Raw genomic sequence first — 24,981 nt, 5'->3', positions numbered from 1 at the left:
CGAGGACGGCCTGGTCAGGCGCTCGGCACCGGCGGCACCGCACGCCGCTCGCGCAGCGTCCTGAGCATCCGCCGGGTCGCCTTGGTGGCGACCGGGGGCAGCAGCTCCAGCGCCAGCCGGCGCGAGGCCGAGCGCTGGACCGGGGCCTTCACCCGGTAGTTGAGGCGCAGCACGCGCACCCCGGCGATGGTGTCCTCGTCCACGGTGTAGCCCTCGGCCTGCCAGTCCCGTTCCAGCAGGACCCGCCGGGCGGCCGCGACGTCGCCCCAGGTGCCGTAGAACTTCATCGGGGTGAGCAGGACGGGCCGCAGTCCGCCGGTGAAGACCGCCTCCCAGACCGCGGCCGAGACACCCGGGGTGTGTTCGGAGCGGTAGTCGTCCAGGGCGACCAGGCCGTTCTCGGTGAGCGCGGCCCGGGCCACGGAGACGTCCCCGGCGACGTGCTCGTACAGGTGGGAGGCGTCGACGTGGACGAACCGGCAGCTGCCGGCCGGGATCCGGCCGTCGGCCAGCACCGAGGTGGGGGCCTGGACGATCTCCGGCAGCTCGCGGTGGAAGGCCAGGTAGTTGGCCTCGAAGGCGCTGCGGGTCAGCGTCTTCCGGTACGACATGTCCATCTCGGCGGCGTTGTCCTCGTCACCCGCCTCGGAGTCGAACAGGTCGCAGACCGTGAGCCGCTCGCCCGGCCGCAGGTGGTCGCCGAGCAGGACGGCGCTGCGGCCCAGGTAGCTGCCGAGTTCCAGGATGTCGCCGGTGACGCCGGCCGCGCTCTGGGCGGACAGCAGGTGCCCGAAGGCGGCCCGGTCGAGACTGAAGAACCAGCCGGGGATGTCGTCCCGCTTGAGCGGCACGGCGCTGATGGGCGCGGTCTCGGGCATGGGCACGGCGGCCTCCAGGGGGACGGCGGGGCGCGGTGGCGGATCACGCCGCGGAGGGGGGACGCCGAGGACGTGAGGCGGATCATCATAGCGACGCCGGGGCCTGCTGGAACCAGGTGTGAAGGACCGGATTCCGGTTGTTCGATCGACCGTTCGAGCCGGTCGGTCCGCCGGGCCCGCGTCCGGTGCGGGGTACGGGCCGGTCAGCGGTAGTCCTCCCATGGCTCCACCGTGTCCAGCACGGCCTCCGCCGCGTCCGGCCCGGCGGGGTCGAACGCGGCGGAGGCGCTCCCGGGGCCCCGATCGGACGGGGCGGCCGAGGTCAGTCGATGCGCCAGGCGAGGGCGTAGGGCTGGGCGAACTTGGTGATGCGGTGCGCGCGGACGACGATCTCGGCGTCGCCGGCCGGGATGCCGTCCCAGTGGACCTGCTCGACGTTGTTCGCGCGGTCGAAGCCGGGGCCGGTGCCCATGTTGCCGTGGCGCTCCGTGCCGCCGGCCCGGACGATCAGGTCGAGGTCGTTCTGCAGGCCGGCTCCGGGCGGGTCGGTCCAGACCAGGGTGATCTTCAGGGTGTGGCCGGCCTCCGGGACGGGGATGTGGAAGCCGCGTTCCTTGTCCTGCTCCAGCTCCGCCTCGTCGGCGAAGCCGGCCCGGCCGCCGTTGCCCGGGAGGACGACCGAGCGGGTGAGGTTGACGCGCCCGAACCCGGAGTTGTTGTTCGGGGACGCCCCGGCCTCGGTGGGCTGGTACTGGCCCGGCAGGTCCTCCGCGCCGTTGATCAGCATGGCCTTGAGCAGCGCGGCGCTCGGATCGGGCGTCCCGTTCTTCACCAGCGTCTCGCGCAGCACCGCGACGCAGCCCGCGACCAGCGGGGTGGCCATGCTGGTGCCGCTGTCGAAGAAGAAGGCGGGGTCGGAGCAGTCGCCGAAGAGGTTGCTCGGACCCGCGGCGCGTGAATGCGTGGAGAGGATCGAGGTGCCGGGGGCGACGACGTCCGGACAGATCCGGCCCTCCTGGGTCGGTCCTCTGCTGCTGAAGGCCGCCATCCCCTTCGGATTGGTCGCCTGCGGGTCGTCGTGGATCGGGCTGACGGGGAAGGACACCGAGCTCAACTGGCCGTAGGTGAGCGGGATGTGGGGGCGGCTGCTCTCGCTGGCGCCGACCGTGATGCAGTTCTTGGCCCCCGCCTGGCCGCTGACGGACGCCGGGTTGATGCGGCCGTTGCCGTCGCGGTCCTGGCCGCTGTTGCCGGCCGAGAAGCAGATGACGAAGTCCTTGTGGTCCCAGACCATCTGGTCGGCCTCGAAGGCGCTGCGGTCGTACGGCAGGCTCGGCTGGACCGGCCCCCAGGAGTTGGTGTGGATCCGTGCCCCGTCCTCCTGGAAGGGCGGCCCGAACAGGTCGGCCAGGTCGTCGGGGATTCCGCCGAGCCCGCCGTGGTCGTCCAGGAGCGACTGCAGGACCAGGGACGCCCCGGGGGCGGTTCCCTGGACGGTTTCGGCCATGGGGGCCGAGGAACCGTCGCCGAGCACGGAGCCCGACACATGGGTGCCGTGGCCCATCGGGTCGTCCGTCCGGTCGGGGCCGGTCCGGCCGAGGGCGGTCAGGCGCTTCACCCGGCCCTTGAACGCCGGGTGCACATCGGTCGTGGAGCCGACGTCGAAGCCGGTGTCGGCGATGGCCACGACCTGGCCCTCGCCCCGGAACGGCGTCCCGTTGAGCGAGACCCGGGCGCTCATCAACCCGGCGGCGACGCTGTTGTGCAAGCCCATCACCGGGACCTCCTCGACCTGCTGCACCTGGTCGATGGCCGCCAGCGCGGACAGGTCCCCCTCCCGAACCGTCATCCGGATCTTGCCCCGCTCCGGCCGGATGTCGCCGGCGTCGACCCCGGTGGCCGCGGCGATCCGCTGCCGGACGCCGTCCGCGCCCGCGTCGACGTCCTGGTGCAGGACGATGTCGACCGTACGGGTGCGCGAACCGGCCACCTCGACCGGATCGGCCAGGACGGCGAGGGCCGGCCGCATCCGCCCGGACCGCAACGAGGGCGCGACCTTGAAGCCCTTCAGGTACACATCGGCCCAGGCCACGAAGGGCAGTGCCCGGACGGCCGCCAGATCGGCGGGCCGGTAGCCGCACAGGTAGGTGCTCTCCGGCACGTACTCGTGGATCACCACGCCGAGCCGCGCCAGCTGCGCCTTCTCCTCGGCGGTGGGTACGTGGGTGGTCTGGACGAGCAGGTAGTCGGACGCGGAGGCGTCCTCGGACACCAGTGACGCGCGGGCCATCGCGGTGGACTGGGCCAGCGGATCGACGGTCACGCCGTTGATGGTGATTCGTGCCAAAACGGACTCCCGGGTCTCGCGGTGCGAAGGGGCGGACGCATCGTGTCACCGATCGGGTACGGACCGTGGCAGGCGAGGCCGCGTCCGTTCGTGCACGCCGTCCGGAAGGAGTGGCGGCCCGGGGAGCAGGGGGGCGGCGTACCGTCAGGCGTCCCGGGACTGGCGGGCGGTCCGCACCGGTGCGTCGGTCGCCCAGGTGGCAAGCCGTAGCGGCGTGCCCGGCCCGTCGAGGTGGACTCGGCGGGCCGGGTAGGGGAGTTCCTCCGGTGCGGGGCGGTCAGGGGGCGCTCGTGGTGGTCGCGGGTCGGTGCCCCGCGGCGGATTCAGCAGCCGCTCTCCCCGCGCTCGTGGACCGGTGCGGTCCGCTGGGCCGGGAGGCCGGTGCGTTCGTTCTGCAGGTCCCACAACTCCCTGAACCGGCCCGCCTCGTCGGCCACCAGCTCGGCGAACGTGCCTTCCTGGAGGACCTTTCCGTCTTCGAGGACGACGATCCGGTCGGCGACGGCCACGTTGGTGAGCCGGTGGGTGACCAGGACGACCGCCCGCTCCCGCGCGACCGCCCGCAGGTTCTGGAAGATCCGGTGCTCGGCGCGAGGGTCGAGGGCGGCGGTCGGTTCGTCCAGGACGAGCAGCCCGGCCTCGCGGTGGAAGGCCCGGGCGATGGCCAGCCGCTGCCACTGGCCGCCGGACAGCTCCTCGCCGCCCATCCACTCCACCGCCAGCAGGGTGGACAGGCCCCGGCGGAGCTTGGCGACGACGTCGGCCGCCCCGGAGGCGTCGGCGGCGCGCAGCACCGCCGCGTCGCCCTCGGCGGTGGGCTGGCCCAGGGTGATGTTCTCGCGGCAGGTCAGGGGCCAGCGGGCGTAGTCCTGGGGCACGACGGCCACCTGGCGCCAGAGGGCGTGCGGGTCGAGGTCGCGGGTGTCCCGCCCGTCCCACCGCACCGCTCCGGCGTCCGGCAGGTAGAGCCCGGCCAGGAGCTTGGAGAGGGTGGTCTTGCCGGAGCCGTTCTCGCCCACCAGGGCCAGGATCTCGCCCCGTTCGACGTACAGGTTCACCCCGTCCAGCGCCTTGCGGTCGGAGGCGGGGTAGGCGTAGCCGAGGTTCTCCACCGCGATCCGGGCCGGGGCTTCGGGGGTCTCGGTGCCGCGCTCGGGCCGGTGGCCGCCGGCGGTGTCGAGGAAGTTCGACCAGTCGTCCAGGTACATGCCGGTGCGGAACAGGTCCGCGCCGTAGCCGACGATGCCGCGCAGGCTGGTGCCGACCGCGGTCAGCGCGAACACCGCGGCGCCGCCGCGCGGCAGGCTCATCCGGCCGGTGCTGACCAGCCACAGCATCGCCGCCCAGGCCAGGGCCGACCCGAGGCCGGAGGCGGCGGCGCCGATCACCGACACCCGGGCGCTCCGCATCGCCGCGCGCCGGGAGCTGACGTCGAGCCGCCGGCCGACCTGGTCGTACTTGGTGAGCAGGAACTCGCCCATGGTGTCCGAGCGGACCTGGTCGGCGTTGCGCTTGAGGTGGATGTACCAGCGCAGGTTCGCCATCACCCGCCGGTCGCCGATCGCGGCCCGGTTCGCCAGGAACTGCACCCGGGCGGCGTGCACCGACGCGATCCCCTGGGGCAGCGCCGCCAGGAGCAGCAGCGGGAGGAGGGCCGGGTGGAGCACGGTCAGCACGCCCGCGGCACCGAGGAGCGAGGCGAGGGAGGCGATCAGGTTCTGCGCCTCCCCGACGATGTCCACGCAGACCTCGGCGCCCCGGTCGGCCGCCTCCAGCTCGTCGTTGTAGCCGGCGTGGTCGTAGGCGGTCAGTTCGGCGGCCACGGTGGCGCGCAGCACCGCCGCCTCCGCCTCCCGGGAGATGCGCGGCGACAGGTGGATGGTGATGGTGCGGATCATGATGCCCAGCAGGGCGCGGGCGCCGGCCGCGGTCGCGATCACCAGGATCGACGGCGCCGCGTGGGCGAGCTTGTCGCCGGCCCGGCCCGGGCCGAACAGGGCCGAGATCGTACCGGTGGTCGCGAACAGGCCGGCCGCGCCGAGCACCGCGGACACCGCCTGACAGGTCAGCAGCAGCGCGACGGAGGTGCGGTCGATGCGCCAGCCGAGGCGGAAGGCGCGGACGACCAGCGCGGGCAGGCGGCGGGCCATCGCGCTGACGCTGATCGCCTCGATGGTCTCGATGCGGCGGCCGTCGGCCAGCCACCGCAGTTCCTCGTCGGCGCCCTCGGCCGGCGCCGTCGCGGTGCTCAAGCCCTCGCCTCCGTCCGCGGTGCGCGGGCCGGCCGGGCCTCCGGGGCGGGTGGGACGTGGATCGTGGGGGCGGGGGAACAGGCCATGGATCCTCCAGGCGTGGAGCGGCGCACGGACGCGCCGGAGCATGGGCGCGCGTGCGGGCGTGCGGGGGTGCGGCCGGGCCGGCGGGAGAGCCCCAAGTCGGCTTCCCTCAGGGCCAGTTGGCGGGGGTCGTCGTGGGTGGGTGGCGTCCGATGATGGTGCTGTTCGAGCGCACCGTTCAAGCGGATTTCCTCCGGGCGAGCCCGGGTCGAACCGGTGCTTTTCGAGCACCTCCCGGGCGCGGCCCGGAGCCCGTCGGCCGCTCGCGCAGGAGATCGGTGAGGGCGCCGGAACCCAGTGCGCAGGCGGCGAGCGCCTGTTCGAACCCGGTCGCCCGGCCTGCTTCGAGGGGGTCGCGGACGCCGCGTCGGGGGAGGAGCACGCGCAGTGCGCAACCGTCCCCGGATTCACCCGATCGGCTGGTCAGGTGCCCGAGCGGGTTTCATGGGTCACGGCGGTCCTCGGCCGCCGGGGGAGTCCGGCCGGACGGCGGGGACCGCACCGGGTCGGGCCTTCGCCCGCGCTGGTCGTCCCGGCGTAGGCTCTCGGCTGATCGCAGTCGCCAAGAGAGGTAGAGATGGGCCAGAAGATCATCCGGTTCTCGGACCTGACCGGTACCCACGTGGAGAACGACGAGGACCTGGTGCGCGTCGTGGTGCGCCGCCACCCCGACCTGGCGGACGGCCCGGTCGAGATCGAGGCGCTCGCCGGCGAGCTGACCGCGGTGGAGGAGCTGGCGCTCGACCTGGTGACGGTCGAGCTGCACTACCCGGACGCCGACGAGCCGGAGACGGTCGTCATGGAGGCCGAGGCGTTCAACCGGCTGGCCTCCGCCGCCCCGATGGCCGAGGTGCTGCGCGGCGCCAAGCGGGTCGCCCCGGCGGTCCCCGGCCAGGCGGCGGCGCCCGCCGGGGCCAAGGAGAAGGTCAACTACGCCAGCCTGGAGCACGCCGGGAGGCCGCACAAGGGCCGCACCACCGACGCCGAGAAGCAGCTCGTCCAGCAGCACCTGGACGCGATCAACGAGCGGCTGGCCGCCGCGGGCATCCGCACGATCGACCTGGACAACCCGGAGCACGTGGCCCGGTACGGCCTGGAGCCGCTGGCCCGCGAGCGCGGCGTCCTGCTCGGCTGACCTCCCGGAACCGTCGCGGACGTCGCGTCGGCGGCACCCGCGAGGGGCCGGTGTTCCCCGTGCTCGTGACGATCACTAAGGTCTTGAAACCGTGAGCATGCGTGGATCCGGTGAAGACCAGTGGGAAGACTTCGTCAAGGAGTTCGAGAAGGAGAAGGCGGCGGGAGGGGGGAGCGCCGCGGCCGCCGAACAGGCGCCGCAGCCGGAGCGAGGGCGCTCGGGGCGTCGGCTGCTGCTTCCGGTGGCCGCCGCTCTGCTGGTAGTCGCGGGCGCGGCGGCGTACGCGCTCCGGCCGTCGGACCAGGCACCGGCCGCCGCGCCCGCCGCATCCGGCACCGCAGCCCCGGCCCCGGCGACCCAGCCGATCCCCGCCGCGCCCGCGGCGTCCGGCACCCCGGCCTCGGCTACGGAGACGGCGATGGCGGCGGCGGCCTCGCCGTCGGCGTTCCCGCTGTCCGTCCTCCCGGGGCAGGTGCAGGGGTACACGCTGGTGGCGGGCGTGGCGCGCACGAGCTGCACCGGCCCGGACACCGTGGCGCCCACACTCGCCGGATTGATCACCCAGGGTCACGGCTGTCTCGGCGTCAACCTGGCGCTGTACAAGGACGCCGAGGGCAACCAGTACAACGTGGCGCTGTTCACGATGGCGGACCAGGGCGACGGCGTGCACCTGGTGACCTTCCTCGCCTCCCACCCCGAGTCCTTCCAGGTCGCCGTCCACGTCCCGCCCACGGACTCGGGCCTGCGCCGCTTGCCGGCCGACCGCGGGCGGGTGCAGGATTTCGCGGCCCACGGGCACGGCGTGCTCGTCGGTTCGGCCCAGTGGTCCGACGGCCGGACCGCGGACCTCGACAAGCTGTCCGAGCGGCTCACGCCGCTGACCGAGGCCGTCCTCAAGAACGTCCCGGCCTGACGGAACGTCCGGTCCGGCCGTGGTCCTTCGCCGCGGGCGTGGCGGAGGACCGCGAGGACGGTCGCGCCGTTCGACGCAACGGGCATGGAACGGGGCGACGTCCGTCAGGGTGTCGTCGAGGTCGTCGGGGCCGGGCAGTCGTGGAGGCCGTCCGGCAGCCCCATGACGTTCAGGACGGGTTCCACGCCCGGGGCGACCCCGGAGAAGGCGAAGGTCGCTCCGCTGGGCAGGGCGGTGAGGGCGCACTGGTCGTCGAAGGTGAGGGACGGGTCGGGCCGCCAGGGGCAGCCGGCCGCGTCGAGGGCGCGTGTGACGTCCTGGTGGGTGAGGGAGCCAGGGAAGCCCCGCGGCTCTCCGGAACTGAGGGAGGGCAGTTCGATCACGTCGCGCCAGGTCTGGACGCAGACGAGAACGATCCTGCGGCAGTGGCAGACACTGAGTTCGAGATCGCCGTACGCGACGAGCCGGGGCCACTCCCACGGCCCCGTCAGCGTTCCGGTCCAGGGGTCACCGAAGGACGCGGTCACCTCGGCCCAGTCGGCGCCGGTGGCCACGGGGCCCCAGCGCCCGGTCGTCGCCAATTCGGTGAGGATGTCGAGGATCGCCATGACGCGGATCATGGCAGCCGGCTCGGGCTCGTGGCCAGCGGGTTCGGGGCGCGGCGCCGCGGGGAGGACCGGCCTCTCCGCGGCGCCGCGCCCCGCCACCTTCCTCGACACCCCGGGTCCCCGGGTCCCCGGGGCGCGCGGGAGCGTCAGGCGCCGGTGGGCGTCACCACGCACTGGTCGTCGGGGACGACCTCGAGGTACTTCTCGTCGATGAGGACGTTGATCTTGTAGTCCTTGTCGCCGAGCTCCTGGGGCTTGAGCGCCTTGTCGAGCCACTCCTGGATGCCGCCGCCGGGCATCCCGTAGAAGGCCGCGACGTGCCCCCGCCACACGTCGAACGGCTTCAGGGCGTTCAGGCAGTGGTAGGCCTTGCCGTCGGTGTCGGGGTTGAGCGCGTCCGGGGTCACTGCGAGCTGGGTGAACGGAGTGCCGGGGTCGGCGAGGTAGCCGCCCTTGAGCGCGCCGAAGCGGTCCAGCCTGGTGCCGACCGGCACGGTCCACCGGGTCCGGTTCACCTGGCCGTTGAGCCGCTGGAAGCCGCGGTCGGGTGCGAACAGCCAGTTGCCCGTGGTGGAGTCGGCGTACAGCTTCACGAAGTTCGTGGCACTGAGCCCGCCGAACCGCTGGTACCCCCGCAGCAGGGTGGCGACCGGCTCGGTGTTGGGCAGGGCGGCCGGGCCGAGTCGGGGGTCCTGGCAGTAGTACTGCTCCGGGTGCTCGACCGGCGGGACCGTCCGGGTCGGGCAGTCGTCGGGGAGGACCGCCCGGACGCTCCGGGGCTGGGCGACGGCGTTCCCGGCGGCCGCGACGCCGGTCATCGGCAGGGCACAGGCGAGGGAGACGACGAACATCGAGCGAAGGCGCATGCTGCGCTCCGTTCCGTGAGGCGATGGGGCAAGGGTCATCACGGAAAGTAGTGGATGGTGTGCGAATCGTCGGTCGGCGCCACGGCCCGCAACCCCGATGGACCCCGGAAATCCAGGTGCCTCGGGGCCGTCGGCCGCGTTATCCTCGGCACCATGAACGTCACCGGCCCCGGCACTGCCACCGCTACCGCGCGAGCGACCAGCTCGCCGGTTGCCGCCGCCTGACGTACCACCTCCCCTCGGCGACCGGAAACGGGCCGCCGACGGTGACTTCGAGGTGCTTCCCTCCTCGGTTCCGACCATCGCGTGGACCCGTTGTCCGGTGCGTCCCCCCCGGCACACGCGAAGGAGCCACCCCATGAACACCGACCAGCTCGTCCGTACGTTCACCGAGTACTACGAGGAGCGCGGCCACCGCCGGATCACCGGCTCGACCCTGCTGCCCCCGCCCGGCGACCCGGTGCTGTTCACCACCTCCGGCATGCACCCCCTCACGCCCTACCTGGAGGGGCGCCCGCACCCGCTCGGCAGCCGGCTGGTGAACGTGCAGCGCTGCCTGCGCACCACGGACCTCGACGAGGTCGGCGACCGCACTCACCTGACCGTCTTCGAGATGCTCGGCACCTGGTCCCTCGGCGACTACGAGGGCCCGCAGAGCCTCGACTGGGGCTACGGGCTGCTCACCGACGGGTTCGGCATCGATCCCGGCCGGCTCCACGTCACCGTCTTCGGCGGCGACGAGCGGGTCGGCCCGGACACCGGCTCGCTGGAGCTGTGGCAGGACCGCGGCGTACCGGTCGAGCTCACCGTCGAGGACAACTGGTGGTCCAACGGGCCGACCGGTCCGTGCGGCCCGGACTCGGAGATCTTCCTGTGGACCGGTGACACCCCACCGGAGTCGACGCCCACCCGGGACGACCGCTGGGTGGAGATCTGGAACCACGTGATGATGCGTCACCGGCGGCTCGACGACGGCACCCTCGTCCCGCTTCCCCAGCGCAACGTCGACACCGGTCTCGGTCTGGAACGGCTCTCCTCGCTGCTGCAGGGCCGGACGTCGGTCTTCGAGTGCGACGTCTTCGACCCCTGGCGCCGCCTCGTCCCGCCCCTGTGGCAGCTGGACGAACCGTCACTGCGGCTGGTCTGCGACCACCTGCGCTCGGGCATCGTCGTCATCGGCGACGGCGTCCGCCCGTCCAACACCGGCCGCGGCTACGTGCTGCGCCGACTGGTGCGCCGGGTGCTCACCGTGCTCCGCCGGGACGACCCGCGGCGCGGACTCGGGGACCTGCCGGTCGAGTTGGTCCGGCACACCCTGGACCGCTTCCGTCAGGACGTGGACCCGGAGTCCGTGCGCCGGGTGCTGCTCGACGAGGAGGACCGGTTCGGCCGCCTCCTGGAACGCGGCCGCCGGGTGCTCTCCCGCCCCCGCTTCCGCGGCCCGCTGACCGAGGACGACCTCCACTACCTGCACGACACCCACGGCCTGCCGCGCGACCTGGTGCTGGACCTGCGCCCGGAGTGAGGAGCGCCCCAGGCTTCTCAGGTGGGGCCGGGGTGGTGTCGACGCGCGGCCGTCCTCAGAACCGTACGGGGCCGAGGTCCCGTACGGTCTGGGCGAGGGCCCGGACGAGCTCGTTCTCGGAGTCCCTGCGCCACACCAGGCCGTAGGGGATGGTCCCCATCTCCGGTACGGGGATGAAGCGCACGTGGGACATCGACCAGTAGCGGGTGACGTGGGAGGGGAAGGGGTGGACGATCTCGCCGGTGATGACGAGGTTGATCAGTTCGTCGGCGTTGGTGACCTTCTCGATCCGTTCGATGGTCTTGCCCCTCGGCGTGTGGAAGCCGAGGTAGCCGTCCTCCCAGTAGTCGGGCATGTCGGGGGGCATGGCGTGGGCGAAGTCGGCGAGGGCCTCGTGCGGGACGGCGTGGTGTTCGGCGAGTTCGTGGGCCGCGGAGACGGCCAGGACCCGGGGGTCGTGGAAGAGGACCGGGCCGACGGTGAAGGCGGGGTCGTCCACGGGTAGCCAGGTGACGAACACGTCCACGTCGCCCTCGCGGAGTCTGGCGAAGGGGTCGACGTAGGGCGCCGTGCGGATCTGCAGCTCCCACTGGGGGTGGCGGGCCTGGAAGGTCTGCCAGAAGCGGTGCAGGTCGGGCACGTTGAAGGGCATCATGCTGACGCGCAGGCGCTCGGTCTTGCCGCGGGCCGCCATCCGCGCGCGGTCGAGGCTGTGCCGCAGGTTCGCGTACACCGGCCGCAGGTCGGCGGAGAGTTGCCGGCCGAGCGGGGTCAGGTGGATCCGGCGGCGGTTGGTGCGGTCGAACAGCAGGCCGCCGAGTTGGCGTTCCTGACGGCAGATCACCTGGCTGACCCGCGCCTGGGTGAGGTGCAGCCGGGCGGCGGCCCGGCCGAAGTGCAGTTCCTCCGCAAGTGTCAGGAAGATCTCGATGTCACGTACTTCCACCTGTCGTTGACCCCCGTCATAAGTCCTGGTTATCGGATCTTACTGATCTTCGGCGTTGATGATCACGAAGAGGGGCCGGAGGATCGACCGCGGGCCGGCCCCGACTGCTACCGGGTGACGAGCCGATTTCCCCACCGAACCCGACGGAGAGAAACCATGACCATCACCGACACCGAGAGACCCCCGACCACGCCCGACGGTGAGCGGGTACCCCTCAGGAGCTGGCTCGCCGTCGTCACCATGGCGGTCGGCACCTTCGCGCTGGTGACCGTCGAATCACTGCCGGTGGGGCTGCTCCCCTTCATCGGAGGAGCCCTCGACGTCTCCGAGGGCACCGCCGGCCTGATGGTGACCGTCCCCGGCCTGGTCGCCGCCGTCACGGCGCCGCTGCTCCCGGTGGCGATCGGGCGCCTCGACCGGCGGGTCGCCCTGATCGGCCTGATCACCCTGATGGTGCTGGCCAACGGACTGTCGGCGGCGGCACCCGACTTCACCGTCCTGCTGGTGGCCCGCTTCCTCGTCGGCGTCAGCATCGGCGGCTTCTGGGCGCTCGCCGCGGGCCTCGCCGTACGGCTGGTGCCGGAGCGCTCCATCCCCCGGGCCATCTCGGTCGTGTTCGGCGGCGCGACGGCGGCCAACGTGCTCGGCGTGCCGGCCGGCACCCTGCTCGGCGGCGTCGCCGACTGGCGGGTCGCGTTCGTGGCCGCGGCGGCGCTGGGCCTCCTCGTGCTGGCGGCCCTGCTCGTCCTGCTGCCGCCCATGCCCGCCCGGGAGGTAGTCCAACTGCGCACACTGCCGCAGCAGTTCCGCCACCCGGTGGTACGGGCCGGCGTGCTCTCCACCTTCCTGCTGGTCGGCGGTCACTTCGCGGCGTTCACCTTCATCAGCCCGATCCTCCAGAGCACGTCCGGGATCGGCGAGGGCGCGATCGGCCCGCTGCTGCTCGGCTTCGGCGTGGCCGGCATCATCGGCAACTTCCTCGCCGGGGCGGCCGCGGAGCGCAACATCCGCGTCACCATCCTCTCCATCAGTGTGCTGCTGACGGTCATCCTCGCGGTCTTCCCCTTCGCCGGCCGCTCGCCGGTCAGCGGCGCCCTGCTGCTGCTGGGCTGGGGGCTGGCCTTCGGCGGCGTGCCGGTCAGCGTGCAGACGTGGATCCTCAAGGCGGCACCCGAATCGACCGAGGCGGCCACCGCGCTGAACACCTCCGTCTACAACCTGGCGATCGCGCTCGGCGCCCTCCTCGGCGGGCTCGTCGCCACCAACGCCACCATCAACGGCGTCCTGACGGCCGGGGCGGTCTTCACCCTGCTCACGTCCCTGGCGGTCTGGAGCGCCCGCCGGGAGGAGCGCGGGGCGGAACAGGCGACCCCCGCCCCCGTCGGCGCGTCCGGCTCCTGAGCGGCCGGGATGTCGTTCCGCGGCACGGCCGAGGTGATCCATACCTTCATCCGTGCCTTCACCGACCATGACGGCTCGTTGCTCGCCGACCTGATCGCCGACGACTGCGTGATGGAGGGGAGGCATCCGGCCCCCGACGGGGCCCGCTACGAGGGCCGCGCCGCGTGCCTGGAGTTCTGCCGGGCACTCGCCGAGGACCGCACCGGCCGGTTCGACCCGGAGTCCGTCGTCGTCACCGGTGAGCGCGCGACGGTCCGTTGGCGCCACCGCTTCGGCACCGGCCCGGCCGACTCGGTCCGCGGGGTGACCATCGCACTCGTACGGGACGGTCTGATCGTCGAGTGCCTCGGCTACGGCAAGACCGGCGACGAGGCTCCACCGCCCGGGCGGAGTTGAGGGGCACCGGGGCGTACGGACGGGATGGGGGGCGGGGGGCGCCGTCGGAGCGCGCTGTTCAGCCGAGCTTCATCCCGTCCACCGCCCGGCGTCGGTGGTGGTTCCGGTCGCCGCGCGACCCTGCGGGACGACCGAAGCTACCGATCGGTAGCCCGTCGCGACCGAAGGACCTGTGTTGAAGCGCACCGCTCCGCTCTCCGCCGCCCTGGCCGTCTCCCTGGCGGCCGGTGTGCTGTGCACCGCAGGCACCGCCTCCGCCCGGGACGGGAGCGGTGCGCCGCACGCCCACCGGGACCTGTACGGCACCAAGGCCCCCTACGTGCCGCAGGAGAAGGCCGGCCGCTACCAGAGCCCGCCCAGGGGCTTCAGTCCGGTGTTCACCGAGAACGTCGCCCGCCACGGCTCCCGGGCCATGTCGGACGGCAAGGACGGCGAAGCCGTGCTCGCCCTGCTGGGCAAGGCCGAACAGCAGGACGCCCTCACCGGCCTCGGCGAGGACCTGGGCCCGCAGGTGCGGTCGCTGCTGGACGCGGCGAAGGCCCTCGGCTACGGCAACCTCTCCGCGCGCGGGGCGCAGGAGCACCGCCGGACCGCGCTGCGGATGGAGCAGCGGCTGCCGTCCCTGTTCGAGAAGATCACCGCCGAGCACGAGCCCGTCGTCGTCGAGACCTCGGGCGTGGCGCGCGCCGTGGCCAGTGCCGAGGCCTTCACCGGCGGCCTGGTCTCCGGGGACCCGGCGCTGGCGGGCCTGATCGGGGCCCCGGTCACCGACAAGAACCTGCTGTACTTCCACAAGCAGCCGCAGAACGCCGACTACCAGGCCTACCTGGCGGGCGACCCCGGCCTGGCCGCCGTCCTGGCGGAGCTCGACGCCGACCCGCGCACCGCCGAGGCGGCGCACCGCGTCGTCGCGCGCCTGTTCCGGGACGAGTTCGCCGCCGCGCTGCCGGCCGCCGACCAGGTCTCCTTCGCGCGCTCTCTCTACCAGCTGTACGCGGCCGCGCCCGACCTGGACGTCGAGGCCCCGGACGTCGACCTCGGCCGCTTCCTCGCCCCGCGCGACGCCCAGTGGTTCGCGTACCTGGACGACGCCGAGGAGTTCTACCAGAAGGGCCCGGCCTTCAGCGGCCGCACGATCACCTACAAGATGGCCGGCGTCCTCCTCGACGACCTGCTCGCCCAGGCCGGGGCGAAGGCGGACGGCTCCAGCGACAAGGGCGCGGTCCTGCGCTTCACCCATGCCGAGGAGATCGAGCCGCTCGCCGTGCTGATGGGCCTGCCCGGCAGCACCGATCCCGCCGCCCCGGGGGAGCCGTACTCGTACCGGAACAACCCGTGGCGCGGCGCCGAGGTCGCGCCGATGGCCGCGAACATCCAGTGGGACCTGTACGCGGACACGCCTGCCGACGGCAAGCCCGCCACCCACCTGGTCCGGATGCTCTACAACGAGAAGGAGACCGCCTTCAAGCCCTCCTGCAAGCCCGTCAGCAGGGGCAGCCACTTCTACGACCTCAACGAGCTCAAGCGCTGCCTCGGCCACGCCTGACGCCCGACGCCTGACGCCTGATGCCGGTGGACCGGTGGCCGGCGGGGCCCGGCCCCGCGTACGGTCGGCGGCGTGGCTGACGAATGTTTCGGGCATCCGCGGCTCGCCGCGATCTACGACCGGCTCGACCCCGACCGCGGCGATCTCGTCGCCTACCTCCGGATGGCGGAGGAGTTCACGGCGCGCCGCGTGCTGGACATCGGGTGCGGGACGGGGGTGTTCGCGCTCCTGCTGGCCGACCGCGGGATCGAGGTCGTCGGCGTCGATCCCGCCCGGGCGTCGATCGAGGTCGCGCGCGCCAAGCCGGGTGGCGAGCGGGTGCGGTGGATCCACGGTGACGCGACCGACCTCCCGCCATTGCGGGTCGACCTGGCGACGATGACGGCGAACGTCGCCCAGGCCGTCACCGAGCCCCGGGACTGGCAGCGGACCCTGCGGGGGGCCCACGAAGCGCTGCGTCCGGGCGGGCGACTGGTCTTCGAGACCCGCGATCCGGCCGCACGCGCCTGGGAACGGTGGACCCGCGAGCACTCCCACCGGGTGACGGAGATCCCGGGCGTCGGGTCCGTCGAGAGCTGGGTCGAGTCGATCGGGACGAGCCCGCCGCTGGTGACGTTCCGCTGGACCTATGCGTTCGGCGCGGACGGGCAGGTGCTGACCTCGGACTCGACGCTGCGGTTCCGCGAGCGGGAGGAGGTCGAGCGGGACCTGACCGCCAACGGCTTCGTGGTGGAAGGGGTTCGCGACGCGCCCGACCGGCCGGGACGGGAGTTCGTCTTCGTCGCCCGGCGTCCGTGAACCCTGGCGACCGCCCGGCTCAGGAGGGGCTCATGAGGACCTCAGGAGGAGATCACGAGGGGTCCGGGGGCCAAGGCCGCTCCAGCTCCGCGATGGTGTCGTCCAGCCAGGTCCGTTCGGCGGCCGTGGAGGCCCGGGCGACGAGCAGCATGCCGCGGCGGAAGGGGTTGGGTTCCCGCTCGGCGGTGACCGGCCGGCCGTCGCCGTCGTAGAAGAAGCTGCTCGGCGCCGACAGGAAGGCCAGCCGGCGGCGGAGGACGGCGGCCTGCCGGGGCGGGTCGGCGAGGTGGTGCAGGAATGCGGTGAGCGTGAAGAACCGGATCTGGTCGGTGATTTCGGCCTGTTCCGGGTCGGCCAGCCGTCGTAGCAGTTCGGCCCGGCCGTCCTCGGTCAGTTCCAGGGTCTGGCGCGGTGCCGAGCCGGTGCCGGCCTCGGCGCGGCGGTACAGCAGGCCGGCCTTCTCCAGCCGGGCGATGGCCGGGTAGAGCGCGCCGTCGCTGACCGGGCGGACGTGGCCGGTCAGGCCGGTGATCCGGGACTTGAGCTCGTAGCCGTGCAGCGGCTGGTCGTACAGGAAGCCGAGGATCGCGAGGGTCAGCACGGTCGAAGCCCTTCCGTCGGAGTGCGCCCGCTGGAGCCGCCATGCTACCTCTTGCCGATGTACCTCTAATCGATGTATCTCTATTCGAGGTCGGCGTCCGGGCCTCCGGACGGCGGAAACAGGGGGAGGAACCATGCGCGGGCACATGCCCCGACTCACGGCACTGGCCGTACCCGTCTACGCGGAACTGCTGTCCGGGGTGGTCGCCTCGGTGATCGGCACCCTCTGGGTGGCCGGCCTCGGCGGCGCCGCGGTCGCCGCCGTCACGCTGGCCGGGACCGTCGAGAACCTGCTGCTCGGACTCGTCCTGGTGGTCGCCTCCGGCACCAGCGTGCGGCTCTCCCACGCGCTCGGCGCGGGCGACCGGGCCGAGGCCGACCGGACCGCCCGCGCCGCCTGGCGGCTCTGCGCCGCCGGCAGCCTCGCGATCGCCGTCCCCGGCTTCCTGCTGCGCGACCGGCTGGCCGGCGCGTTCCTGGACGGCGAAGCCGCCGCCCATGCCGCCGAGTACTTCACCGTCGCCTTCCCGGCCTTCGCCCTGTTCTTCGGCCAGCGCGTCGCCGACGAACTCTTCAAGGGCGCCGGCGACACCCGCACCCCGATGCGCGTCGCCCTGCTCTCCAACGCGCTGCTGCTCGTCCTGGACCCCCTGCTCATCCTCGGCGCCGGCCCGGTGCCCGCCCTCGGCGTCCCGGGCGCCGCCCTGGCCCTGACGCTCTCCCGGGCGGTCGCCCTCGCCGTCACGCTGCGGCTGCGGGGACGGGGACGGGTGCCGCAGCAGACCGGCGGCGACGGGGGAGTGTGGGCGGCGGCCGCGCGGATCGTCCGGGCGGGCACGCCGTTCGGCCTGGACTTCACCGCCCGGATGGCCGTCGGGACGGCCCAACTCGGGCTCGTGGCAGGGTTCGGCGTCGCGGCGGTGGCCGGGTACGGGGTCGGCTACCGGATGCTGCTCGTCGTCACCATGGCCTTCTACGCGCTGCGCCAGGCCGCCGCCATCGAGGCCGCCCGGCTCACCGGCGCGGGCGAGACCGGCGCGCTGCGCACCCTGCACCGCGACACCGGGCGCCTTGCCGCACTCCTCGGCGCGGGGGCGGTGGTGCTGTCCGCGACCCTCGCGGTCCCGCTGACCGCGCAGTTCACCGACGACCCGGCGGTGGCGGCACAGTCCGTCGGCTTCCTGAGGATGGCGGCGCTCTACCTCCTCCCGTACGCCCTGGTGGTCGCTCTCGGCGGCATCCACCAGGCAGCGGGCGCCGGACGCCCGCTGGTGCTCTCCGTGCTGCTCGGCCTCGGCGTCCAACTCGCCGCCTCGGCCGGACTGTCCGGGCCGCTGGGGGTGTCGGGCGTCTGGCTCGGCCCGGCGGTGGGCGCGGTGCTGCAGCTGGCCCTGCTGTCGCTGCTCGTGGGGCGCCTGGCCGCGCCGGCGGCGGAGGCTCCGACGGCGGGGACGCCGCGGGGGTGTTCCTCTACGGTGGCTCCCGGTGGGCGAATCGGCTCCACGGCCGTCACCCCCGGCAGGGTTCTCCCGAATGGTGCGGTGCGGATGACGAGGCGGAGCGATGGTCGGACGTGAAGTGACAGCGCGTGTACGGCCGTTGACGCTGGCCTGGGTGAACTCGCACCTGGAGCCCGGTGAACGGGTCGTCGGAACGGAGGCGCTGCACGGCGGCATCACCGCCGAGGTGCGGCGGCTGACCGTCGGCGCGCCGGACGGCGGCACCCGTCAGCTGGTGCTGCGGTCCTTCGTCGACGTGGAGCACTCCGAGGAGTGGTTGAACAGGGAGGCCGACGCCCTGACGGTGCTCGCGGGGAGCGGGGTGCCGGCCCCCGCACTGGTCGCCGTCGACCCGAGCGCCGAGCGGTGCGAGTACCCGTCGCTGCTGATGACCCATCTGCCCGGCCGGACGGTCCTCGACGAGGAGGGAGTGGCGGCGCGCCTGCCGCTGCTGGCCCGTCAGCTCGTGGCGATCCACGCGGTGCGGCCGGCCGAACGGCCCCGCCCGTACGTGACGTTGACGACCGCCGACACCGTCGTGACGCCCGAGGGTGCGGACGCGGCGGCCTGGGCCGCGGCGACCGACGTGATCCGCGAGCCCGTGCCGCCCTACGAAGGGCGGTTCCTGCACCGGGACTTCCAGCCCGGCAACGTGCTGTTCGCCGTACCGCCGGACGACCCGGCCGGTGCCCGGATCACCGGCGTCGTCGACTGGGCGGCGGCCTCCTGGGGCCCGGCGGACCTCGATGTGGCGCACTGCTCCACCAACCTCGCGCTGCTGCACGGACCGGTGTGGGGCCCGCGGTTCGCCGAGGCGTACGAGCAGGCCGGCGGGGTGCTCGCCGAAGCCGCCGACGCACGGCGGTACTGGCTGGTGCGGGACGCGCTGGCGTGCTCGGAGGAGGTGCGGGCGGTGGCGCGGCCCTGGCGGGAGGCGGGGAGGACGGAGCTGACCACCCGGGCCGTGGAGGCGCGGCTGGACGCCTACGTCACGGCCCTGATGGACGCGCCCGGCTGAGCGCGAGCGCGTGCCCGCTCCGACCTGCCCCGTGCCCGCCCCGACGGTGTCACCGGTGGGTGGTCAAGGCCCCATCCCGGTCGGCCGGTCGGGCGGGGACCGGGATCCGGGCCGCGAGCAGGGTGCCCGCCGCCGCCACGGCGGCCATGGTGAGCGCGGCGGGCATCAGCGCCGCGCCGGGGTCCGCGCTGCCGGCGGTGGTGGTGGCCACGGCGATGCCGAGCGCCGGGCCGACGTTGAGCGCGGTCTGCTGGAGCCCGCCCGCGACGCCCGACTGGGCGGTGGACGCGCCGCGGACCACCATCGCGGTGGCCGCGGCCATCACCGCGCCGAAACCGGCGCCCAGCAGCAGGAAGCAGAGGGCGATCGTGACCGTCCCCGAACCGGGGCCGAGCCGGGCGGTGAGCAGCGCGCCCGAGGTGACCAGGGCCATGCCCGTCAGCACGACCGTCCGCTCGCCGTGACGCTTCGCCAGCCGGGACGAGCCGGCCGCGGCGAGGATCATCGCCACCGCGAGCGGCGCCGCCCGCAGCGCGCTCTGCAGCGGGTCGAGCCCCTGTACGTCCTGCAGGAAGTAGGTGGCCGGGAAGAGTACGCCCTGGAGCGCGGCCGAGGCGGCGAGCAGGACGCCCAGCGGCGCCGCGACCGCCGGTGAGCGGAGCAGGGCGGGCGGCAGCAGCGGACGGGCGGTCCGCCGCTCGTGCCGGGCCAGGGCCACGGCGAGGACCGCGGCCGCCGCGAGGCCCAGCGCCGTGGCGACCGACCAGCCGGAGTCCGGCAGGGTGACCAGGGTCTGCACGAGGCAGGCGAGGGCCAGCGCGAGCAGGGCCGCGCCCGGCAGGTCGAGGCCGCTGCGCCCGCCCGCGGCCGTCCCGGGGTGCGGGCCGGACGGCACCGCGAGCGCGGCCGGCGGTACTGCGGACGGCACCGCGAGCGCGGCCAGCAGGGCCGCCGCGGCGGGCAGGAGGCCGAACAGGAAGACCGACCGCCAGCCGAAGTGCGCGGTGAGCGCCCCGCCGACCAGCGGCCCGGCCGCCGCCGCGAGCCCGATCGCGGCGGTGCGCACCGCGATCGCGCCCGCCAGCCGCTCGGCGGGCCAGACGGCGCGCAGCATGCCGAGGGTGGCCGGTTGCAGCAGGGCGCCCGCCACCCCCTGGAGCGCCCGCAGGGCGATGACCCAGCCGATGCCGGGGGCGAGGGCGATGCCGGCCGAGGTGGCGGCGAAGCCCGCGACGCCGACGGTGAAGACCCGCCGGTGCCCGTAGCGGTCGCCGAGCCGGCCGGCGAAGACCAGCAGGGCGGCGACGGTGACCAGGTAGCCGGTGCCGGCCCACTGGACCTCGGCGACGGAGGCGTGCAGGTCGCGCTGGAGGACGGGCCGGGCGACGGTCAGCGCGGTGCCGTCGAGGGCGACCAGGACGGCGCCGGTGATGCTCGCGGTGAGGGCGAGCCGTCGGCGCAGCTGTGGCGTCACCGGGCGGCCGGGCCGAGGTGGGCGTCCAGCACGGTGCGCAGCAGCGGCCCGATGTCCTCGCTGCCGGTGATGAGCCGCAGGCTGCCCCAGGTGCGCAGCTGGGCGAGGCCGTGCAGGTTGGACCAGAGGGCGGCGGTGCGGGCGGCCGGGTCGGCGGCGTCCGGGTGCACCTCGGTGACCAGGCCGACGAAGGTGAGGAACAGCGGCACGGTGGTGTTGCGCAGCTCCACCCCGCTGCCTTCCAGCAGGTCGTGACGGAACATCAGCTCGAACATGCCGGGGTTGGCGGCGGCGAAGCCGAGGTAGGCGCGGGAGAGCGCGTCGAGGCGTTCGCGGGCGTCCGCGCCGGTGCCGGCCGCCAGGGCGTCGGCGCCGGCCAGTGCGTCGGTGAGCTTGCCGAAGCCCTGCTGGGCGATGGCGGCGAGCAGTTCGCGGTGGGTGGGGAAGTAGCGGCGGGGCGCGCCGTGGGAGACCCCGGCGTGCCGGGCGATCTCGCGAAGGCCCAGCGCCTGGACGCCGCCCGTGGCCACGAGTTCGACGCCGGCGGCCACCAGCCGGGCCCGGAGGTCCCGTTCCTGATCAGTCATGGACACTGTCTACCAGCACCACGTAGACAGTGTCTACTCGCCGTGGGGGTGGTGCCAGGGCAGAATCGGCGGCATGGACGAAGGCGGCGAGCCGGCCTGCTGGCTGGACCGGGTGTGCCCGGAGTGCGGACGGCTGCGCGAGCGGCCCGGGGCGGAGTCCTGCGAGAACTGCGGCGCCACCGGCGACGACCCGCGCGATGGGGACGCGCCCGCTCCGCGGTGAAACCCGGCTCACGGTGAAACCCCGGTCCGGCCGAGGGGCCGGACCGGGGCGGGTACCGAAGCGGGCCGAGGCGCGGGCCGGCTACCGATACGCCGGGCTACGGCTACTGCGGCGGCTCGTCGCGGAACTGGTTCTTCAGCTGTTCCTGGGCGGCGTCCACCTGACCGCTGTACTTGCCCTGGGTGCGCTCGTCGACGGTGTCGCCCGCCTTGTCGACGGCCTTGTCAGCCTGCTCCTCGTGCCCCTTCAGCAGGCTCTTGAGCTTATCCATCATGGACATGTGGTCACACTCCTGGATGAGACGGCCCTACTCCTCCAATATCACCGCGCATCCCCTCGCGCGCATCCCGCGGGGTGCGCGGCGGGCTTGGCAACGCGATTCCGGTCCTGTCAAATCGTGACTTCACGGCCCGTCGGAAGGAGTCCCCTTGATGCTGCGCACCCGTCGTTCGAGCACCCCGGTCGACCGCTCCACCCGGTACGACCGCACCGGTCCGAGCGACACCGACCCGATCGGTAGCGCCACGCCGATACCGCTTCCCCGCCCGGTCCTCACCGGGCGTCGGGCGGGCGCCGCGCTGACCGTCGCCGCCCTCGTGACCCCGCTGCTGCTGGCCGGCGCCGGCACCGCCGCCGCCGACCCGGACCCGGCGCGCAAGGGAGCCAAGCTGGCCGCCCGGCTGGTCGAGGCCAGCGACGCCGAGACGGCCCACGACACCCTGGCCGCGCTGCAGCGGATCGCCGACCGCAACGGCGGTACCCGGGTGGCCGGTTCGAAGGGGCACGAGCAGTCCGCGCAGTACGTCTACGAGCAGGCGCGGCGGGCCGGGCTCAAGGTGTCCAAGCAGGAGTTCACGTACACCTTCTTCGAGGCCCGGGCGGAGCACCTGGACGTGGTGTCCCCGAAGGCCGAGTCCGTGCCGGTGATCGCCATGACGTACTCGGTGAGCGGCCCGGAGGCGGGCCTGACCGCCGAGTTGGCCGTCGCCCCGGTCACGGCCACCACCGGCTGCGCGCCCACCGACTACCCGGCGGGCGGGTTCACCGGCAAGATCGCCCTGATCCGGCGCGGCGGGTGCAGCTTCGCCCAGAAGCAGGCCGCGGCGGCCGCCGCGGGCGCGTCCGGCGCGCTCATCTACAACAACGCCGAAGGCGAACTCAACGGCACCTTGGGGGAGCCGACGGCCGGGAAGGTCCCCACCTGCGGGATCACCAAGGCCGCCGGGGAGTCACTGGCCGCCGCGGCCGCCGCCGGGCCCGTCCGGGTGACCCTGGACATCCGCACCGTCATGGAGCCGCGCAAGACCTGGAACGTCATCGCCGAGACCCGCGGCGGCGACCCGGACAACACCGTGATGGTCGGGGCGCACCTCGACTCCGTCCCGGCCGGACCGGGCATCAACGACAACGGCTCCGGCTCGGCCGGCATCCTCGAGGTCGCGAGGAACCTCAGCGTCCGCCCGGTGAAGAACAAGGTCAGATTCGCCTGGTGGTCCGCCGAGGAGTTCGGACTCAAGGGCTCCGAGGCGTACGTGAAGTCACTCTCCGAGGCGGATCAGAAGAAGATCCGGCTCTACCTCAACTTCGACATGATCGCATCCCCCAACTACGCGCAGTTCGTCTACAACGGCTCGGGCAGCGCCGGCGGCGCCACCGGTCCCGAGGGATCGGCGCAGATCGAACGGGACATCACCGGCTACCTGGACGGCGTCGGCCAGCCGCACGACCCGACCGCCTTCGACGGCCGTTCCGACTACGGACCGTTCATCGACGCGGGCATCCCGGCGGGCGGCACCGACACCGGCGCCGAGAAGATCAAGTCCCCGGAGCAGGCGGAGCGTTACGGCGGCACGGCGGGCACCGCCTACGACGCCTGCTACCACAAGGCCTGTGACAACCTGGGCAACATCGACATGGACGCCTTCGACGTCAACATCGACGTGATCGCCCACGCCGTCGGCACCTACGCCTGGGACCTCTCCTCGCTGCAGCGGCCCGTACCGGCGCCGAACCCGGCCGGGAAGGCCGCGGCGGCTCCGGCGGCTCCCGCGGCCCCGGCCACCGGGGGCGCGGCCGAGCCGAGCGACCACTCGCACGGCGTGACGGCCTGACGCCCGGGTGGGCCCGCTGCCGTCCTCGGGCGGCGGGCCCACCCGCCCGCCGTACGCACGACACCTGCCGCACCCGCCGTACGCACCGCGCACACCGCGCGCGAATCCGTCATCCGCCCCTCCCTCCCCCTCCGTCATCGCCCCTGGTGGGCGCCGGTGCGGTCACCGTAGCGGAGACCACTGACAATCCGGCCCCGAGGCCTGTACGGTGCCGCGCGGGGCGCATCGACCGAGACCCGGTGGGTGCGCCGAGCCCGGTCCTGACACCATGGGACCGAGATCACGACACCGTGACACCCTCGGAGGAGTCAGCAACATGAGCACGCACTACGACGTCGTCGTCCTCGGCGCGGGCCCCGGCGGCTACACCGCCGCCGTCCGCTCGGCCCAGCTGGGCCTGAAGGTCGCGGTCATCGAGGCCAAGTACTGGGGCGGCGTCTGCCTCAACGTCGGCTGCATCCCCTCCAAGGCCCTGCTGCGCAACGCCGAGCTCGCCCACATCTTCACCAAGGAGGCCAAGACCTTCGGCATCAAGGTCGAGGGCCAGGTGACCTTCGACTTCGGCGAGGCGTTCCGCCGCAGCCGATCGGTCGCCGACGGCCGGGTCAAGGGCGTCCACTACCTGATGAAGAAGAACGGCATCACCGAGTACGACGGCTGGGGCACCTTCGTCGACGACCACACCCTCCAGGTCGCGCTCAGCGGCGGCGGCTTCGACGTCGTCACCTTCGACCACTGCGTCATCGCCGCCGGCGCCACCACCCGCCTGCTGCCCGGCACCAGCCTGAGCGACCGCGTGGTCACCTACGAGGAGCAGATCCTCACCGAGCAGCTGCCGGAGAGCATCATCATCGCGGGCGCCGGCGCGATCGGCGTCGAGTTCGCCTACGTGCTGCACAACTACGGCGTGAAGGTCACCATCGTCGAGTTCCTGGACCGCGTGGTGCCGCTGGAGGACGTCGAGGTCTCCACCGAACTCGCCAAGCAGTACCGCAAGCTGGGCATCGAGGTGCTGACCTCCACCCGGGTCGAGTCGATCGACGACAGCGACCCGAACGCCAAGGTCCGCGTCACCGTCACCAAGGACGGCGAGCAGAAGGTGCTGGCGGCCGACAAGGTCCTCCAGGCGATCGGCTTCGCGCCGCGCGTCAACGGCTACGGCCTGGAGAACACCGGGGTCAAGCTCACCGACCGCAACGCCATCGCGGTGGACGGCCGCGGCCGCACCAGCGTCGAGCACATCTACGCGATCGGCGACGTGACGGCGAAGCTGATGCTCGCGCACGCCGCCGAGACCATGGCCGTGATCGCCGCCGAGACCATCGGCGGGGCGGAGACCATGGAGGTCGACTTCGCGATGATCCCGCGCGCCACCTACTGCCAGCCGCAGATCGCCTCCTTCGGCTACACCGAGGCGCAGGCCCGCGAGCTCGGGTACGACGTCAAGGTCGCCAAGTTCCCGTTCACCGCCAACGGCAAGGCGCACGGCCTCGGCCACCCGATCGGCTTCGTCAAGGTCATCAGCGACGGCAAGCACGGCGAGCTGCTCGGCGCCCACCTGATCGGCCCCGAGGTCACCGAGCTGCTGCCGGAGCTGACGCTGGCCCAGCAGTGGGACCTCACCGTCCACGAGGTCGCCCGCAACGTGCACGCCCACCCGACCCTGGGCGAGGCGGTCAAGGAGGCCATCCACGGCCTCGCCGGCCACATGATCAACATGTGACGCACCGGTCCTGACACCCCGGTCCTGACACCCCGGTCCTGAGACCCCGTC

Annotated in this window: 22 protein-coding genes; 12 read left to right on the top strand and 10 right to left on the bottom strand. The window is 73.4% G+C overall.

Annotation, left to right across the window (positions count from 1 at the left end; translation table 11 throughout):
• Positions 1-14 precede the first annotated feature (14 nt).
• From IE332_RS20930 to IE332_RS41920, 3 genes are all read right to left on the bottom strand, one after another.
• Entirely contained in the window at positions 15-878 is an 864-nt protein-coding gene (locus tag IE332_RS20930) for a class I SAM-dependent methyltransferase (protein WP_189918938.1), read from the bottom strand.
• A gap of 322 nt (positions 879-1,200) precedes the next feature.
• Entirely contained in the window at positions 1,201-3,225 is a 2,025-nt protein-coding gene (locus IE332_RS20925) for a S8 family serine peptidase (RefSeq protein ID WP_189918639.1), read from the bottom strand.
• Positions 3,226-3,548: 323 nt separating this feature from the next.
• Positions 3,549-5,606 (bottom strand): ABC transporter ATP-binding protein, encoded by a 2,058-nt coding sequence (locus IE332_RS41920; protein WP_189918637.1) that lies wholly within the window; start codon positions 5,604-5,606, stop codon positions 3,549-3,551.
• A 532-nt stretch (positions 5,607-6,138) separates the two neighbouring features.
• Here IE332_RS41920 and IE332_RS20915 point away from each other — a divergent pair.
• The gene (locus IE332_RS20915) at positions 6,139-6,696 is read left to right on the top strand and encodes a hypothetical protein (protein ID WP_189918635.1); all 558 of its coding nucleotides are present in this window, start codon (positions 6,139-6,141) and stop codon (positions 6,694-6,696) included.
• Positions 6,697-6,787: 91 nt separating this feature from the next.
• Positions 6,788-7,609, top strand: coding sequence for a hypothetical protein (locus IE332_RS20910; protein ID WP_189918633.1), 822 nt, complete (start codon positions 6,788-6,790; stop codon positions 7,607-7,609).
• Between the two features lie 104 nt (positions 7,610-7,713).
• Here the strand turns inward: IE332_RS20910 and IE332_RS20905 are convergent, their stop codons facing one another.
• Both IE332_RS20905 and IE332_RS20900 read right to left on the bottom strand, forming a co-directional pair.
• Positions 7,714-8,217, bottom strand: a complete 504-nt coding sequence (locus tag IE332_RS20905) for a hypothetical protein (protein ID WP_189918631.1) — start codon at positions 8,215-8,217, stop codon at positions 7,714-7,716.
• Positions 8,218-8,363: 146 nt separating this feature from the next.
• Positions 8,364-9,083: a TNT domain-containing protein gene (locus tag IE332_RS20900; protein ID WP_189918629.1), complete on the bottom strand. Its 720-nt coding sequence runs from the start codon at positions 9,081-9,083 to the stop codon at positions 8,364-8,366.
• 358 nt (positions 9,084-9,441) lie between these two features.
• Between IE332_RS20900 and IE332_RS20895 the strand changes: the two genes are divergently transcribed.
• Entirely contained in the window at positions 9,442-10,608 is a 1,167-nt protein-coding gene (locus tag IE332_RS20895) for an alanine--tRNA ligase-related protein (RefSeq protein ID WP_189918627.1), read from the top strand.
• Between the two features lie 55 nt (positions 10,609-10,663).
• Here the strand turns inward: IE332_RS20895 and IE332_RS20890 are convergent, their stop codons facing one another.
• Positions 10,664-11,554, bottom strand: coding sequence for a LysR family transcriptional regulator (locus tag IE332_RS20890; protein ID WP_189918625.1), 891 nt, complete (start codon positions 11,552-11,554; stop codon positions 10,664-10,666).
• A 156-nt stretch (positions 11,555-11,710) separates the two neighbouring features.
• Between IE332_RS20890 and IE332_RS20885 the strand changes: the two genes are divergently transcribed.
• The 4 genes from IE332_RS20885 (at position 11,711) to IE332_RS20870 (ending at position 15,695) form a co-directional block, all read left to right on the top strand.
• On the top strand, positions 11,711-12,955 hold the full coding sequence (locus tag IE332_RS20885; protein WP_189918624.1) for an MFS transporter: 1,245 nt from the start codon (positions 11,711-11,713) through the stop codon (positions 12,953-12,955).
• Between the two features lie 9 nt (positions 12,956-12,964).
• Complete coding sequence (locus IE332_RS20880; RefSeq protein ID WP_189918622.1) at positions 12,965-13,351, top strand: nuclear transport factor 2 family protein; 387 nt, start codon at positions 12,965-12,967, stop codon at positions 13,349-13,351.
• 172 nt (positions 13,352-13,523) lie between these two features.
• Positions 13,524-14,897, top strand: coding sequence for a histidine-type phosphatase (locus tag IE332_RS20875; RefSeq protein WP_229928762.1), 1,374 nt, complete (start codon positions 13,524-13,526; stop codon positions 14,895-14,897).
• A 72-nt stretch (positions 14,898-14,969) separates the two neighbouring features.
• Positions 14,970-15,695, top strand: a complete 726-nt coding sequence (locus IE332_RS20870) for a class I SAM-dependent methyltransferase (RefSeq protein ID WP_189918618.1) — start codon at positions 14,970-14,972, stop codon at positions 15,693-15,695.
• A 52-nt stretch (positions 15,696-15,747) separates the two neighbouring features.
• On the opposite strand, the gene IE332_RS20865 is transcribed toward IE332_RS20870, so the two are convergent.
• On the bottom strand, positions 15,748-16,296 hold the full coding sequence (locus tag IE332_RS20865; RefSeq protein ID WP_189918616.1) for a PadR family transcriptional regulator: 549 nt from the start codon (positions 16,294-16,296) through the stop codon (positions 15,748-15,750).
• 145 nt (positions 16,297-16,441) lie between these two features.
• Between IE332_RS20865 and IE332_RS20860 the strand changes: the two genes are divergently transcribed.
• Complete coding sequence (locus IE332_RS20860) at positions 16,442-17,872, top strand: MATE family efflux transporter (RefSeq protein WP_189918614.1); 1,431 nt, start codon at positions 16,442-16,444, stop codon at positions 17,870-17,872.
• Positions 17,859-18,812: a phosphotransferase family protein gene (locus IE332_RS20855; protein WP_189918612.1), complete on the top strand. Its 954-nt coding sequence runs from the start codon at positions 17,859-17,861 to the stop codon at positions 18,810-18,812. The genes IE332_RS20860 and IE332_RS20855 overlap by 14 nt, the downstream gene beginning before the upstream one ends.
• A gap of 49 nt (positions 18,813-18,861) precedes the next feature.
• Here the strand turns inward: IE332_RS20855 and IE332_RS20850 are convergent, their stop codons facing one another.
• Complete coding sequence (locus IE332_RS20850) at positions 18,862-20,286, bottom strand: MFS transporter (RefSeq protein ID WP_189918610.1); 1,425 nt, start codon at positions 20,284-20,286, stop codon at positions 18,862-18,864.
• A complete protein-coding gene (locus IE332_RS20845) occupies positions 20,283-20,873 on the bottom strand; it encodes a TetR/AcrR family transcriptional regulator (protein WP_189918608.1) in 591 nt (196 codons plus the stop codon). Before IE332_RS20845 ends, IE332_RS20850 begins: the two co-directional genes overlap by 4 nt.
• Positions 20,874-20,946: 73 nt before the next feature.
• On the opposite strand from IE332_RS20845, the gene IE332_RS20840 reads away from it, so the two are divergent.
• Positions 20,947-21,096, top strand: a complete 150-nt coding sequence (locus tag IE332_RS20840; protein WP_189918974.1) for a hypothetical protein — start codon at positions 20,947-20,949, stop codon at positions 21,094-21,096.
• Between the two features lie 103 nt (positions 21,097-21,199).
• On the opposite strand, the gene IE332_RS20835 is transcribed toward IE332_RS20840, so the two are convergent.
• On the bottom strand, positions 21,200-21,376 hold the full coding sequence (locus tag IE332_RS20835) for an antitoxin (protein WP_189918606.1): 177 nt from the start codon (positions 21,374-21,376) through the stop codon (positions 21,200-21,202).
• Between the two features lie 151 nt (positions 21,377-21,527).
• Here IE332_RS20835 and IE332_RS20830 point away from each other — a divergent pair, with 151 nt between their 5' ends.
• Both IE332_RS20830 and lpdA read left to right on the top strand, forming a co-directional pair.
• Positions 21,528-23,207 (top strand): M28 family metallopeptidase, encoded by a 1,680-nt coding sequence (locus IE332_RS20830; RefSeq protein WP_189918604.1) that lies wholly within the window; start codon positions 21,528-21,530, stop codon positions 23,205-23,207.
• 316 nt (positions 23,208-23,523) lie between these two features.
• Positions 23,524-24,930: a dihydrolipoyl dehydrogenase gene (gene lpdA / locus IE332_RS20825; protein WP_189918602.1), complete on the top strand. Its 1,407-nt coding sequence runs from the start codon at positions 23,524-23,526 to the stop codon at positions 24,928-24,930.
• Positions 24,931-24,981: the final 51 nt, after the last annotated feature.

Origin of the sequence: Kitasatospora xanthocidica (assembly GCF_014656195.1) — a bacterium.
Lineage (GTDB): Bacteria > Actinomycetota > Actinomycetes > Streptomycetales > Streptomycetaceae > Kitasatospora > Kitasatospora xanthocidica.
Note: the sequence above shows the minus strand (reverse complement) of the source record. Positions and strands in the feature narration are given on the sequence as shown.

Excerpts from the sequence above, each read along its gene's own strand:
- IE332_RS20930 (WP_189918938.1), bottom strand. The coding sequence starts at position 878 with ATGCCCGAGACCGCGCCCATCAGCGCCGTGCCGCTCAAGCGGGACGAC.
- IE332_RS41920 (WP_189918637.1), bottom strand. The coding sequence starts at position 5,606 with ATGCTCCGGCGCGTCCGTGCGCCGCTCCACGCCTGGAGGATCCATGGC.
- IE332_RS20915 (WP_189918635.1), top strand. The coding sequence starts at position 6,139 with ATGGGCCAGAAGATCATCCGGTTCTCGGACCTGACCGGTACCCACGTG.
- IE332_RS20905 (WP_189918631.1), bottom strand. The coding sequence starts at position 8,217 with ATGGCGATCCTCGACATCCTCACCGAATTGGCGACGACCGGGCGCTGG.
- IE332_RS20900 (WP_189918629.1), bottom strand. The coding sequence starts at position 9,083 with ATGCGCCTTCGCTCGATGTTCGTCGTCTCCCTCGCCTGTGCCCTGCCG.
- IE332_RS20895 (WP_189918627.1), top strand. The coding sequence starts at position 9,442 with ATGAACACCGACCAGCTCGTCCGTACGTTCACCGAGTACTACGAGGAG.
- IE332_RS20885 (WP_189918624.1), top strand. The coding sequence starts at position 11,711 with ATGACCATCACCGACACCGAGAGACCCCCGACCACGCCCGACGGTGAG.
- IE332_RS20880 (WP_189918622.1), top strand. The coding sequence starts at position 12,965 with ATGTCGTTCCGCGGCACGGCCGAGGTGATCCATACCTTCATCCGTGCC.
- IE332_RS20860 (WP_189918614.1), top strand. The coding sequence starts at position 16,442 with ATGCCCCGACTCACGGCACTGGCCGTACCCGTCTACGCGGAACTGCTG.
- IE332_RS20855 (WP_189918612.1), top strand. The coding sequence starts at position 17,859 with ATGGTCGGACGTGAAGTGACAGCGCGTGTACGGCCGTTGACGCTGGCC.
- IE332_RS20845 (WP_189918608.1), bottom strand. The coding sequence starts at position 20,873 with ATGACTGATCAGGAACGGGACCTCCGGGCCCGGCTGGTGGCCGCCGGC.
- IE332_RS20840 (WP_189918974.1), top strand. The coding sequence starts at position 20,947 with ATGGACGAAGGCGGCGAGCCGGCCTGCTGGCTGGACCGGGTGTGCCCG.
- IE332_RS20835 (WP_189918606.1), bottom strand. The coding sequence starts at position 21,376 with ATGTCCATGATGGATAAGCTCAAGAGCCTGCTGAAGGGGCACGAGGAG.
- IE332_RS20830 (WP_189918604.1), top strand. The coding sequence starts at position 21,528 with ATGCTGCGCACCCGTCGTTCGAGCACCCCGGTCGACCGCTCCACCCGG.
- lpdA (WP_189918602.1), top strand. The coding sequence starts at position 23,524 with ATGAGCACGCACTACGACGTCGTCGTCCTCGGCGCGGGCCCCGGCGGC.